The organism is Xenorhabdus sp. XBWT (assembly GCF_059072735.1).
In genome coordinates this window covers 18,500-30,815 of record NZ_JCACRQ010000003.1, presented here as the reverse complement: position 1 = coordinate 30,815, position 12,316 = coordinate 18,500, and the positions used below count along the sequence as shown (strand labels likewise).

Genomic DNA, 12,316 nt, shown 5'->3' with positions numbered 1-12,316 from the left:
AACGAATGGATCATTTAATGATTGATCTCGAAACAATGGGGAAACACGCACACTCCCCTATTGTTGCGTTGGGCGCTGTTTTTTTCGATATCAGAACAGGTGATTTAGGGCAGACGTTGTACATGAATATTTCACTGTCTGAGCAGATGAAACGCGGGGCAACGCCGGATGCGTCGACCATCATATGGTGGCTGCGACAGAGTTACGCTGCGAGACAGGCGATTACCGAGGGAGATGCTAGAAATATTAATTCCGCATTACTAGAATTCGAATCACATATAAACGGGTACTCGAACGGCATTGAGACACTATCTGTCTGGGGTAACGGCTCGTCGTTCGATAACGTTATATTGCGCAATTTTTACGAGCGCGCAAATTATCGCGCTCCCTGGCGTTGGGATGCTGACCGCGATGTCAGAACCATTGTTCAGTTAGGACGTGACATTGGATATGACCCCAAATCTGAAATGCCATTCAGCGGCGAGAGACACAATGCGTTGGCTGATGCTATCCATCAGGCCAAATACGTCTCGGCCATTTATCAGAGATTAATGAACAATCATGAATTCATCACAAATTAACACTATTTTATCGTCCCTGATATCGCGTAGCAGGAATAATTTAAATGATGGCGGTGATGGTTTCATTTCTACTGATTTATTGGTCTATGATGTTGGCCTTAACACACGAACCATTCGTCGTGAATTGGACAGAGCTGTCACTACTGGACAGTTAGAGCGCGAGAAAATCAGAAACGGTAAATCATATAGATACAGAATCCCAACCACTTCGGCACCTGTGGAGCAGGGTGTAAAATTATTGTATAGGAGTGAGTTACATAACTTAAGAGGATTAATTTAAAATATTTATGTGAATATAACAATTGAAACAATAAATTATGTGATTAATTGCGCAGAATAAATTAATTCCCGTGAAATATATGGATTTTACGCATATTGTAACAGCCGATAGGGATATGATTAAAAAATATTGGATAAGACACTTATAAATAAGAGCATTTTTTGTTCATAAATCGCGTCAATCCCGTTTTTCATAGTTTTATGCTAGACATGATAAGATAATTTAATATACTGTATAAAAAAACAGTCATTGTAATTATTACATTTGCTCACAATGGGATAGGCGTTTTTATTTTGTTAGTACAATTATAGGAGTACGACATGGTTGACTCGACTATGGTTACGGGAGATGAGTTGTCTGAACGTCTGAAAAATAAAATGGCTGATTTGGATGCGTTATTGAGATTGGTTGATCTGACGTTAGAGAGAAATGACTCCAGTGTGTTTGAAAATAAAATTGCTAGGTTGGTGAAAGTGGCGTTGAGATACACCGAAAAATGCGAGCGATATCGGTCAGAACTGCATGATTCAACGCAGTCTGACACAGATTCTAATTCAGAATGAAATTATTTAGTTGGGACCGCGGTCCCATGTTGCAAAAAATGAAAAATAATACTACTATTTCCCCATACTAGGGTTTTTATAATCTAAATAATTGAATTCAATAGGTCGCTATAATGCGACCTTTTTTATTGCCAAAAAAACTTGCTGTTCGTTTTGGTCAGAGTTACATGTGTGTTCATGTACGATAACTGACCAAAGGTTTTAAATTATCATGCTAAAACATGCGGATATGACAACAACGGCGGCATGCGTTTTAGAAACCATCCCTGCAGATAATTGGGTAACGGTTGACGCAGTTTCAGAAACAACAGGGTTGACCCCAGCCCGATGCCAATTGATTTTAACACAATTCAGCCTAGCAGGTCTGACAGTAGACCAGAATGGCGAGTTGTTTAGGCGTTGCCAATGACGGCAATTTTCCCAATGTGAAATGGGCGACTGATGAGTGACGTAAACACACATCAGTCATTTGCCTGTTCGAAACAGTCACAGGCAAACCAAGGCCCAATTGCTCGTGTACACAGCGTGTTGAGCCTATCAAAACAGGCCCATTTTTGCTATGAAAAATACTGTTAATTTAGACAGTATCACATTAATTAACGACGACTCTTTACAATTTATCAAAACGTTGCCAGATAACTGCATTGATTTGATAGCAACAGACCCGCCCTATTTTCGGGTTAAATCGTGCAGCTGGGACAACCAGTGGGGTGACGTTAGCGGATATCTGGCCTGGTTGGATGAGATGTTAGCCGAGTTCTGGCGGGTATTAAAACCTAATGGTAGTTTGTATATGTTCTGCGGTTCGCGTCTGGCATCCGATACTGAACTCCTCGTTCGTGAGCGGTTCAATGTGTTAAACCATATTATTTGGGCGAAACCGTCCGGCCCGTGGCGAAGACAGAATAAAGAAATCCTCAGAACCTATTTTCCAGCGACGGAACGAATAATTTTCGCTGAACATTATCAGGGACCCTATCAACCCAAAACGGATGATTATTCCCGCCAGTGCCGCGAACTGAAACAAAATGTTTTCCAGCCGTTAATTGATTATTTCCGTGATGCCAGAAAATCGTTGGGTATTACTGAAAACGATATTCGTCAGGCAACAGGTAAACAGATGGCCAGTCACTGGTTTGGTTATAGCCAGTGGCAATTACCTAATGCGGACGACTATCAAAAATTGCAGACGTTATTTTCCTGCGTTTCTGCGGAAAAACGACAGAACGGGGAACTAAACAGGTCACATGATGAATTGGTTGTACATTATCAGGAACTCTCTCGTGAATATGATGAATTGCGGCAGGAATATGGTTTATTGCGCCGTCCGTTCTCAGTGACGGTTGATGTGCCATATACCGATGTTTGGAATTTTTCACCTGTTCAATATTACCCCGGCAAGCATCCATGCGAAAAACCTGCTGAACTCATGGCTCACATCATCCGCAGCAGTAGTCGCGCGGGTGATGTTGTTGCTGATTTTTTTATGGGTTCCGGTTCGACAATTAAAGAGGCGATAAAACTGAATCGTCGCGTGATTGGTGTTGAACTGGAAACGGAACGATTTCAACAGACTAAAACAGAAATTTTAACGAACCCTGGTAAGCTGGCCTGATATTTCAGGCAACTCAAGGGCTGGCATGTGCCAACCCTTTCTTTTCATTAATAATTCATTCTCTTAATTCAACTAATGGACACTCCGCAAAGGGGGTGTATATGCGTATGGACAAATATACTAGCCCCTCTGCGTATGGATGGGGCGCATTCACTACTATGCTCGGCGCTCTGTCATTAAACGACTGGGCGATTGTTACTGGCATTATCTGCACGGTAGGCACATTCGCCATCAACTGGTACTACAAGCATCGGGAGTTTAATCGCCATGACAAAGACCAAGACCCATACTAAATTAACGGCTGTGGTCATTGGTTTGGTGATTTCCGGTGCGGGAGCGACGGCTATCCTCTCTCAGTTACTGGATGAGAAAGAAGGGAATCGACTATCAGCCTATCGCGATGCAGGCGGTATCTGGACTATTTGCCGTGGTGTTACTCGGATAGATGGCGTTCCAGTTCGTCAGGGGATGAGGCAAACTCAGAACCAATGTAACGTCCTGAACCAAATCGAGGCACAGTGGGCGATTGACTGGGTAAAACGCAATGTACGAGTGCCGTTGACCGAACCTCAGATAGCGGGTATTGCCAGTTTCTGCCCGTATAACATCGGCCCCCACAAATGTTTTTCTTCCACGTTTTACCGAAAGCTCAACGCCGGAGACAAGAAAGGGGCGTGTGCTGAGATCAAACGCTGGATATTCGACGGTGGCAAAGACTGTCGACAGACGAAAGGCCAAGACAATGGCTGCTACGGTCAGGTAGAGCGACGTGCTCAGGAATCGGAATTAACGTGTTGGGGATTGGATGAATGAAGCTCAATTTCACCCATGGTACGGTTATTGCGATGATTATTGCCTCAGTCGCAGCCTTCTTATACCGCTCAGGGTACAAGGTTCAGCTCGGTATCAATAGCGAACAAGCAACCGAAATCCAACAACTGACAGACACAATTAACTACCAGAACACGCACATTGACATGCTGCATGAACTGGACACCAAATACACACAGGAACTCGCCCATGCCAAGACTGAAATTGATACTCTTCGGGCTGATGTTGCCGCTGGCCGTCGCAAGCTGCGCATCAAGGCTACCTGCCCTGTGCGTCAAGCCACTCCCTCCGGCAGCATGGGCGATGCAGGCACCCCACAATTTACCGAAACAGCTCGACAAGATTATTTCCGCCTCAGAGAAATGATGGTGGAGAACGAACGGCAAACTCAATATTTGCAGGATTATGTGAAGACTGAATGTAGAGGAAATAATGGAAAACCAACACCGTAAAATCACGGGTTATCGTGAATTAACCCAAGATGAAATTGATTGCATGAACAGGATTAAGGCACTTGGAGAGGAATTAGGCCAACTTTATGACTATCTTGCAGTCACGAGTGCACAGACTGGTAATCACCAAATTGACATGCGTTGGCTGAACGAAGGTCGGACTGTTCTGCAAAAGGGGATTATGTGCTGGGTTCGTGCCGTAGCTCAACCAACTACGTTCTGAATAATAACCCCAGAGCAAATGATTCTGGGGTTGCAGGAGTATGTTAATACTGAATGTCATGAGGTGAAGAAAAAGGCGAGGGAATGGCTTCAACTGGATACATAAAGGACGGTACACAGCAAAAAATCATTACCGCCCTTGAGTCTGCATTATTTCAGGCTAAAGCTGAGGCTTCATGCTGGGATAACCACTCAGGGGCTGTGGGGGCTTAGTCATGTTATTTTCTTGGTTTTGTTCGTGGTGACAGTTTATGTATGTCACTAACCCTGTCGGATTGATCTGCTAAATCAAAATCACGGCGCTCTGTTCTCTCAGCGCCGATAGCATTAGCTGTTGCTGTTGGCAGGTGAGAATAATCTAGCCTGCCGTCTGCCTGTAGTTGTTTGATTTTATCGCGATGCTTTCTACGGTATTCCAAGCCAGCTAGAGGAGTAGTAGCAGGAATATTGAATTTTTCACGATATTCAACCAGTGTCATATGATGCGATTTACGTACATGGTTGCCTAAAAACGAGAACCGCGCGCCGCACTCTAGGCATTCTATTTTTTCGTGGTTGAGGTATTCGCCTAACTGCTCACGGTTGCTGATGCGTTTTCCACTCATCGAGTAATCCTCGTTCAGCCATAAATACCATCATAGCAATAGCAGTTAGTGCAATAGCAGGAGGGTTGCGTTCACCTCTGCACCATTGATCTACATTATTGCGGTGAACACCCAGAATTCTGGCCATTTCAGAAACAGATAGCCCGAGCTTTCCCCGGGCTTCATTTACCACATTATTCATCTGCATCTTCTTCAAGAGCGGTGATAGCTAATTTAATTTCATTAGTCCACTGCTCTGCTGTTAGCCCCCAAGTTTTCATATCGGACTCATCAGGGCCAGCTAATAACGCGGCTTGAAGGTCTTCGATAGTGTTTTGATTATAACAAGCGGCAGCGAATGTATTGTCATTGTCATTGATAGTAGTCATTTTATTTACCTTTTGTTGAGTGGATATCTTGTTTCGATGATTTAAATATACACTCATTGAGTGCATTGATCAAGATAAAATTACACTCATTGAGTGTATTTGTGATATTTATCACAATCTAAGCCATTCTCAGGCGATCACCTCTTCGGGCTGATGTTGCCGCTGGCCGTCGCAAGCTGCGCATCAAGGCTACCTGCCCTGTGCGTCAAGCCACTCCCTCCGGCAGCATGGGCGATGCAGGCACCCCACAATTTACCGAAACAGCTCGACAAGATTATTTAGTTGGACCGGGAAATGAATCTACGTATTTGATGGTAAAGTCCGGGAATGAATTTACAAACTGAACTGTATAATTGGGTGATGAGTTAACCATTTTCCATTTGCCTGACGAGTTAGCGGAACCCGTTACAACCTTGACCTTCAGATCAGGGAATGAGTTAACAATCTTAACCTTGTAGTCCGCACCGGAATTAACGACTTTGATATTCCCGTAAACCTGAGAAACATCGACCTTGGTTTTAGCGTTTGCCCCAAATGGCAGTAATGCCGCGATTAACAGGACTGCTAATTTTTTCATGTGAACTCCTATTTTTGACAAATTCATTATAGATGATTGGTAAATCACTATGGCTAATCTAAGCGATTTGTCTGACCAGCTAGCCAGATTGAGAAAACAAATCCCATTCGCCACTGCTCAGGCAATGACTAAAGTCGTGCGTAAAATAGAACAGGCTCAGAAAAAGGCAATAGAACGTAGATTAGAAAATCCAACCCCTTTCACCGTTAAATCAGTTAAAAGCCGCGGTGCCCGCAAAAATGATCTTTCAGCGAAAGTTTTTGTTATGCAAACCGCGGCTGAATATTTGGAGCCGTTTGAGGTTGGCGGCGTTCATAAATTGAGTGGGGCAGCATTACTCAACCCCAAGAACATCAAACTCAATAAATATGGAAATCTACCTAGGAACAAACTGAGTCAGTTGAAAGGAAAGGAAGATACATTCATCGGTGAATTGAATGGAGTCGATGGCGTATGGCAACGCAAAAAATCTAAGGCCAAGAAAAGCAATCGACGTCTCAAACGTTCTGCCAATGGCACACGTAGGCCGAGGCAGAAACAGCGAGCACCAAAACTGCTCATTCGATTTGGTGATGCCTTACCCGTTGAACCTGTTCTCGGATATCAGGAGCGGGCACAACAAATGGCACAATCATTGATGCCAACCGCTATCAGTCAGGCACTGAGCGAGGCAATCAGAACAGCCAAATAGTAACTGGGACCGCGGTCCCACCCTGTACAGCATTGTCAAAATTTGACGCAACCGCGGCAGGGTAACGGGAGGTAACAGAGATGGTAACAGCGTCTGATTTTTTTGGGTCCTTCCTAACACTTTGATATATCACGGGCATTGCGCGCCGTGTTTTCTCACTAGCTACGAGTTTAAAAAATTTGGGTAACAGGTAACACAGAGGTAACGATGAAACAGACAGAGGTAACGATGAAACAGGCTGATTTTGCACGGCTGCATAATGTTAGTCGGAAAACCGTAACTCAGTGGAAGGCTCGTGGTTGGCTGGTTATGGACGGTGACGACATTGATGTTGAGGCGTCGAATGCCAATATTTCGCAGTACAGAAAAACTGTTACCCGTGGCGAAAAAAAAAAGAAATTGTCAGAAATAAACCTGCAAAAAACAAATCAGGTAACAATTCATCTGAACATAGCGGTAACACTGGAGATGACGGAGAGTGGTTTAGTGATGACATCGATTCAGACCAATTGAACGATGAAATCTCACTGGATGAATATCGTCGTCGTCGGGAACATTATCGGGTACTACAGGCAAAATTAACCTACGAGAAAGAGGCAGGTTTATTGTTGCCGTATCAGGACATGATTGATGCTGTCAGTAATGAGTATGCAAGGATGCGGACACGATTAATAGCGATAGGGCCTGAACATGGGCCGAGATTGCGAGCGCTGGCATCGACTACCGATGATACTGGTTTTGTATCGGCACTACAGGAATTGATTCACGAGGCTATGGAGGAACTGAGTCGTGATGGAGACGCCAGTAGCTAATCCTATTGCCTGGGACAATTTTATTAATGCTTTAATACAGCAGCGGAAAACAATCCGCCCTCCAGAACCTTTATCATTGAGTCAGTGGGCGAATACCTACGCAGTATTATCAAAAGAAACGAGCGCCCAAACTGGGCGCTTTCGTTCATTTGCATATCAGGATGGCATGATGGATGCCATTACTGACCCTAAAGTGATGATGGTTTCAGTTCAGAAATCCGCACGTGTTGGTTACACCAAAATTCTGGATCATGTGATTGGTTATTACTTATCGCATGACCCGTCACCCATATTAGTTGTTCAGCCGCGTGAAGAAGATGCTGAGGATTATAGTAAAACCGAGATAGCGCCTATGCTGCGTGATACACCTGTGTTGACAGAGATAGCCGGTGATAGCAAAGCGAAAGACAGTAATCAAACCATCAGGAAAAAAACTTTTTCTAATGGCGCGAATTTGACGCTGATCGGGGCAAATTCACCCGGTGGTTTTCGTCGTATTACCTGTCGCATCATTTTATTTGATGAGGTTGACGGTTATCCCTCAGGTGGAGCCGGTGCTGAGGGTGACCAGATATCACTGGGTATCAAACGTTCAGAGACGTTTTGGAACCGTAAAATTGTGATTGGTTCGACACCCACAGTCAGGGGAACAAGCCGTATAGAAAAATCATTCCACGACAGCGACCAGCGTTACTACTACGTACCCTGTCCTCATTGTAATGAGTATCAGGTACTGGAATGGGGCGGTCCAGATGTTCCATACGGTATTAAATGGGAAAAAGGCGAAGATGGCAGAGGTATACCTGAGAGTGCCTATTATGTTTGTCGTCATAATGGTTGCGTTATTCAGCATAGTGAAAAAACGTGGATGGTCCAGAACGGCGAATGGCGTGCCTCAAAACCATTTACTGGACATGCTGGCTTTCACATTTGGGCTGGTTACAGCTTGTTTCCTAATGCTGCATGGCAGTATCTGGTTGCAGAATGGTTGAGGATTAAAAACGATCCGTTACTGAGGCAGACATTCATCAACCTTGTTTTAGGTGAAACGTATGAGGATAAAGGTGAGAAATACCTCAGTGAAAAACGACTCATTGAACGCTGTGAGGTTTGGGCAGCAGAGGTTCCTAATGGTGTTACTGTACTGGTTGCGGGAATTGATACTCAGGATGGGCGATTTGAAATTGAGGTTGTTGGTTGGGGTCGTAATGAGGAGAGCTGGTCAATTTCTTACGACGTCATTGAGGGCGATTTGGAAACTGCTGAACCGTGGTCGCGATTGGATGCGTATTTGAAACAGGTATGGCGTCGTGCCGATGGACATGGTTTTGTCATTATGGCGGCGTGTATTGATTCCGGTGGTCACCATACACAGAGAGTTTATGATTTTGCTCGTGAACGATTGGGTCGCAGAATTTGGGCTATTAAGGGTGAGTCGGCTCGTGGTGGAAAAAGATCTCCTGTTTGGCCGACCAAACGTCCGTCGTCACGCAGTAAATCAACGTTCAAACCGGTCATTATTGGTGTCAATGCAGCGAAAGATGCCATTCGCTCTCGATTGCATATTTCACCACCGGAGGCAGGAAATACAGCTCCTGCATATATGCATTTCCCTGTAGATAGAGACCTCAGTTATTTCAGCCAACTATTGGCTGAACGCTCAGTATTAAAAACATCAGGTGGTCAAACGTACCGTGTATGGGAGCAATTACCGGGCAGAGCGAATGAGGCACTGGACTGTCGTGTTTATGCCTATGCTGCACTGTGCGGTTTGCAATTCATGGGACTGAAACTGAATGCACTGGCAGGCGCAATTGAAAATAACCCTGGTAGGTTGCAACCGCCGCCCGCTGAACTGGAAACCAAAATCAGCCTGCAATATCCCGGCGTCATCATTCAAGAACCGGAAAGACCCCAAACACGTAAACGTATATCACAGCTACTGCCTTAAGGAGCGAGTTAATGCGACCAACTACTATGCTCACTGGCATGACCCGTGAGCAGCTCAAAGCAGCACTCAATACCGCTCAAGAAGCTTATATCGAACTGTCGACTGGGACGAAAGGAATTTCATTTTCGTATACGCAAGGCGATGGTACGCGCAATGTGTCGTATCAACAAACCAGCTTAGGTGACTTATTAGCGCTGATTCAGGCAATACAAATGGAATTGGGGATCAGGTCACGGAGACCAATCAGAGTGAGGTATTGATGAGCGTCAGAATATTAGGACCAAATGGTGAGCCGCTACCACCATCGAATGCCACCGTAAAATTCAATGCATTATCAGGCAGTAGTCGTATTCCTTATGATGCGGCGGATTCGTACAGCGATCAGCTAGCCAACTGGCAACCGGCGTTGTGGTCGCCGGATAATGAAATCAATATTTACCGTGACCGCATTGTGTCACGTATGCGCGATTTGGCGCGTAACGACGGTTGGGCATCCGGCACGATTACCCGTGTCTTGGATAATGCCATTGGTGCAAACTACCGACCAATATTTAAACCGGATTACCGGATGCTGAAATTACTCACTGGTAACCCTGCGTTTGATGCGACTTGGGCGGATGAGTACGGTAAAGTCATCGAGGCGCACTGGCGTTCGTGGGCGAATGATCCGGGGCTGTATTGTGATGTCGAACGCAAACAGACAGTCTCGCAAATGCTGCGTCTTGGTTTTCGCCATAAATTACTCGACGGTGATGCCGTGGCGGTCTTGCAATATCGCATTGATCGGCTGGGTCCCGGACGTGGGCGCTATGCCACCACGGTACATATTATCGACCCGGACCGACTCAGTAACCCGCAAGAGAATTTCGACCGAGAGCGTGTGCGGGGTGGTGTGGAAATTAATCACGATGGTGCCCCCATTGCCTACCATATCCGGGAGGCGCATATTGGGGATTGGTGGTCAGGCAAAAAAACCATGACATGGCAGCGCATATTGCGCGAAACAGCATGGGGACGACCGGTGGTGGTGCATAATTTTGACCATGAGCGGGGTGCCCAGCATCGCGGAATTGGCATACTGGCTCCGATAGTTCAACGGCTAAAAATGCTGATTAAATATGATGAATCAGAACTTGAAGCGGCCATCCTTAATGCGATTTTCGGCGCCTATATTGAATCTCCCTATGATTCGCAAATGGTGGCATCCGCCCTCGGTGACAATGGAGATTTCAGTGGTGACGAACTCAGTGCGTATCAAACACAGCGTGGCGAATACTATGAAGATAAGCGACTGAACTTACAGAACGGTGCCCGCATTCCTCATCTGTTTCCGAATGAAAAAATCGTCACGATTTCAGCCACGCGCCCAACCAACAATTTTGACGGATTTGAAAGCGCAGTACTGCGAAATATCGCCGCCGCAACCGGACTTTCAACGCAACAGGTCACGCAGGATTGGTCGGACGTCAACTACTCCTCTGCCCGTGCTGCGATGCTGGAAGCGTGGAAAACCCTGACACGCCGCCGCGATGATTTTGCGATTGGTTTTGCGCAGCCCATTGCCTCGGCATTTGTGGAAGAAATTCACGATATCGAAGACTTACCTTTACCCAGTAATGCCCCTGATTTCCTTGAGGCAAAAGCGGCGTATTGCCGAGCCCGTTGGATGGGACCCGGTCGCGGCTGGGTGGACCCTGTGGCAGAGAAGAAAGGGTCCATTCTGGGAATGAATGCAGGGCTTTCAACCCTTGAAATGGAGGCGGCAGAAAACGCCGGTGAAGATTGGGAGGAAATGTTAGATCAGCGCGCGCGTGAAATCGAAGCATTTAAAGAGCGCGGGATACCTCTGCCTGAATGGGCTGAACCAGTTCCTGCCCCACAACCTAGCAACAATATGGAGGCGAAGTGAATTTACCCCATTTAGCCCAAAAACTATTTAACACGCCGCTGGCTATTCACCCCAAGAAAGCCGAAGTCGTGATGGCGGCGTTAACGGACCGCTTTGGCATCACTCAAATTCAGGCCGGGATGAACTGGGATGATGATGACAATAGCAATTTTACCCGAAAGGCTAGATCCGACAAAGGTTATGACGTACTGGAGGGAATTGCGGTGATCCCGGTGCAGGGAACGTTAGTACAAAAACTGGGTTCACTGCGACCTTACAGTGGCATGACCGGTTATGACGGTATTCGGCGAGCCTTTCTCAGGGCACTGAATGACCCGGAGGTCAAAGGGATTTGTCTGGATATCGATTCGTCCGGTGGTGAAGTCGCGGGATGTTTTGATCTGGTCGACCTGATTTACCAGTCGCGAGGCGAGAAACCTATTCACGCTATTCTGAGTGAGAACGCCTATTCCGCCGCGTATGCGATTGCCAGTGCGGCTGACAAGATTACTGTGCCGCGCACGGGCGGTGTCGGCTCAGTGGGAGTGATTGTTATTCATTGTGACTGGTCACAGAACATAAAAGACAGCGGGTTGAAAGTCTCGATTATCACTTACGGCGATCGCAAGGCAGAAAGCAATCCCTACGTACCACTGACGGACGAGGCGAAAGCCTCCATTCAGCACGATGTTGATGAAATGGGGCGTCTTTTTGTACGCACTGTTTCCCGTAATCGCGGACTCTCAGAAGAGCAAATCCGCAATACACAAGCCGCTTGTTATTTGGCAAGCGAGGGCGTACAGACTGGGTTGGCGGATGAAGTCGCGCCCCCGGATGTCGCATTTCAAACACTGATGAACGACTCTGGAGTAATTTAACG

21 protein-coding genes and 1 pseudogene are annotated in these 12,316 nt (G+C 46.1%); 18 read left to right on the top strand and 4 right to left on the bottom strand.

Annotated features, from left to right (window positions below; translation table 11 throughout):
* The first annotated feature begins 5 nt into the window (after nt 1-5).
* From AC5JQI_RS19870 to AC5JQI_RS19825, 10 genes are all read left to right on the top strand, one after another.
* Entirely contained in the window at nt 6-581 is a 576-nt protein-coding gene (locus AC5JQI_RS19870; protein ID WP_493914894.1) for a 3'-5' exonuclease, read from the top strand.
* Nucleotides 562-861: a hypothetical protein gene (locus AC5JQI_RS19865; RefSeq protein WP_493914854.1), complete on the top strand. Its 300-nt coding sequence runs from the start codon at nt 562-564 to the stop codon at nt 859-861. Before AC5JQI_RS19870 ends, AC5JQI_RS19865 begins: the two co-directional genes overlap by 20 nt.
* A gap of 320 nt (nt 862-1,181) precedes the next feature.
* On the top strand, nt 1,182-1,424 hold the full coding sequence (locus AC5JQI_RS19860; RefSeq protein ID WP_493914853.1) for a hypothetical protein: 243 nt from the start codon (nt 1,182-1,184) through the stop codon (nt 1,422-1,424).
* 211 nt (nt 1,425-1,635) lie between these two features.
* Nucleotides 1,636-1,833, top strand: coding sequence for a hypothetical protein (locus tag AC5JQI_RS19855; RefSeq protein ID WP_493914852.1), 198 nt, complete (start codon nt 1,636-1,638; stop codon nt 1,831-1,833).
* Nucleotides 1,834-1,983: 150 nt separating this feature from the next.
* Entirely contained in the window at nt 1,984-3,039 is a 1,056-nt protein-coding gene (locus AC5JQI_RS19850) for a DNA-methyltransferase (RefSeq protein WP_493914851.1), read from the top strand.
* Between the two features lie 101 nt (nt 3,040-3,140).
* On the top strand, nt 3,141-3,332 hold the full coding sequence (locus AC5JQI_RS19845; protein WP_493914850.1) for a phage holin family protein: 192 nt from the start codon (nt 3,141-3,143) through the stop codon (nt 3,330-3,332).
* Nucleotides 3,307-3,852, top strand: a complete 546-nt coding sequence (locus tag AC5JQI_RS19840) for a lysozyme (protein ID WP_493914849.1) — start codon at nt 3,307-3,309, stop codon at nt 3,850-3,852. Before AC5JQI_RS19845 ends, AC5JQI_RS19840 begins: the two co-directional genes overlap by 26 nt.
* Nucleotides 3,849-4,322 carry a lysis protein gene (locus AC5JQI_RS19835; protein WP_493914848.1) on the top strand — a complete coding sequence of 158 codons (474 nt, stop codon included), beginning with the start codon at nt 3,849-3,851 and terminating at the stop codon, nt 4,320-4,322. The genes AC5JQI_RS19840 and AC5JQI_RS19835 overlap by 4 nt, the downstream gene beginning before the upstream one ends.
* The gene (locus AC5JQI_RS19830) at nt 4,303-4,545 is read left to right on the top strand and encodes an Acb2/Tad1 domain-containing protein (protein WP_493914847.1); all 243 of its coding nucleotides are present in this window, start codon (nt 4,303-4,305) and stop codon (nt 4,543-4,545) included. Before AC5JQI_RS19835 ends, AC5JQI_RS19830 begins: the two co-directional genes overlap by 20 nt.
* A gap of 83 nt (nt 4,546-4,628) precedes the next feature.
* Nucleotides 4,629-4,757 (top strand): hypothetical protein, encoded by a 129-nt coding sequence (locus tag AC5JQI_RS19825; RefSeq protein WP_275384598.1) that lies wholly within the window; start codon nt 4,629-4,631, stop codon nt 4,755-4,757.
* 5 nt (nt 4,758-4,762) lie between these two features.
* Here the strand turns inward: AC5JQI_RS19825 and AC5JQI_RS19820 are convergent, their stop codons facing one another.
* The 3 genes from AC5JQI_RS19820 to AC5JQI_RS19810 are packed head-to-tail and all read right to left on the bottom strand — an operon-like array spanning nt 4,763 to nt 5,517.
* Complete coding sequence (locus tag AC5JQI_RS19820) at nt 4,763-5,149, bottom strand: MucR family transcriptional regulator (RefSeq protein WP_493914846.1); 387 nt, start codon at nt 5,147-5,149, stop codon at nt 4,763-4,765.
* On the bottom strand, nt 5,121-5,330 hold the full coding sequence (locus tag AC5JQI_RS19815) for a helix-turn-helix domain-containing protein (RefSeq protein ID WP_493914845.1): 210 nt from the start codon (nt 5,328-5,330) through the stop codon (nt 5,121-5,123). The genes AC5JQI_RS19820 and AC5JQI_RS19815 overlap by 29 nt, the downstream gene beginning before the upstream one ends.
* Nucleotides 5,323-5,517, bottom strand: coding sequence for a hypothetical protein (locus tag AC5JQI_RS19810; RefSeq protein ID WP_493914844.1), 195 nt, complete (start codon nt 5,515-5,517; stop codon nt 5,323-5,325). Before AC5JQI_RS19810 ends, AC5JQI_RS19815 begins: the two co-directional genes overlap by 8 nt.
* A 225-nt stretch (nt 5,518-5,742) precedes the next feature.
* On the opposite strand from AC5JQI_RS19810, the pseudogene AC5JQI_RS19805 reads away from it, so the two are divergent.
* A pseudogene (locus AC5JQI_RS19805) lies at nt 5,743-5,799 on the top strand (hypothetical protein); the annotation flags it as partial.
* Here AC5JQI_RS19805 and AC5JQI_RS19800 read toward each other — a convergent pair.
* Nucleotides 5,792-6,094, bottom strand: a complete 303-nt coding sequence (locus AC5JQI_RS19800; RefSeq protein WP_493914843.1) for a 7(1) septoil knot domain-containing protein — start codon at nt 6,092-6,094, stop codon at nt 5,792-5,794. The pseudogene AC5JQI_RS19805 and the gene AC5JQI_RS19800 sit on opposite strands and share 8 nt — an antisense overlap.
* Before the next feature lie 49 nt (nt 6,095-6,143).
* On the opposite strand from AC5JQI_RS19800, the gene AC5JQI_RS19795 reads away from it, so the two are divergent.
* The 7 genes from AC5JQI_RS19795 (at nt 6,144) to AC5JQI_RS19765 (ending at nt 12,314) form a co-directional block, all read left to right on the top strand.
* The gene (locus AC5JQI_RS19795; protein ID WP_493914842.1) at nt 6,144-6,785 is read left to right on the top strand and encodes a hypothetical protein; all 642 of its coding nucleotides are present in this window, start codon (nt 6,144-6,146) and stop codon (nt 6,783-6,785) included.
* A gap of 207 nt (nt 6,786-6,992) precedes the next feature.
* Complete coding sequence (locus tag AC5JQI_RS19790; protein WP_493914841.1) at nt 6,993-7,298, top strand: hypothetical protein; 306 nt, start codon at nt 6,993-6,995, stop codon at nt 7,296-7,298.
* Nucleotides 7,295-7,597, top strand: a complete 303-nt coding sequence (locus tag AC5JQI_RS19785; protein WP_493914840.1) for a hypothetical protein — start codon at nt 7,295-7,297, stop codon at nt 7,595-7,597. Before AC5JQI_RS19790 ends, AC5JQI_RS19785 begins: the two co-directional genes overlap by 4 nt.
* Entirely contained in the window at nt 7,578-9,548 is a 1,971-nt protein-coding gene (locus AC5JQI_RS19780; protein WP_493914893.1) for a phage terminase large subunit family protein, read from the top strand. Before AC5JQI_RS19785 ends, AC5JQI_RS19780 begins: the two co-directional genes overlap by 20 nt.
* 11 nt (nt 9,549-9,559) lie before the next feature.
* Nucleotides 9,560-9,808, top strand: coding sequence for a gpW family head-tail joining protein (gene gpW / locus AC5JQI_RS19775; RefSeq protein WP_493914892.1), 249 nt, complete (start codon nt 9,560-9,562; stop codon nt 9,806-9,808).
* Nucleotides 9,805-11,457, top strand: a complete 1,653-nt coding sequence (locus AC5JQI_RS19770) for a phage portal protein (RefSeq protein ID WP_493914891.1) — start codon at nt 9,805-9,807, stop codon at nt 11,455-11,457. Before gpW ends, AC5JQI_RS19770 begins: the two co-directional genes overlap by 4 nt.
* Nucleotides 11,454-12,314, top strand: coding sequence for a S49 family peptidase (locus AC5JQI_RS19765; RefSeq protein WP_493914890.1), 861 nt, complete (start codon nt 11,454-11,456; stop codon nt 12,312-12,314). The genes AC5JQI_RS19770 and AC5JQI_RS19765 overlap by 4 nt, the downstream gene beginning before the upstream one ends.
* Nucleotides 12,315-12,316: the final 2 nt, after the last annotated feature.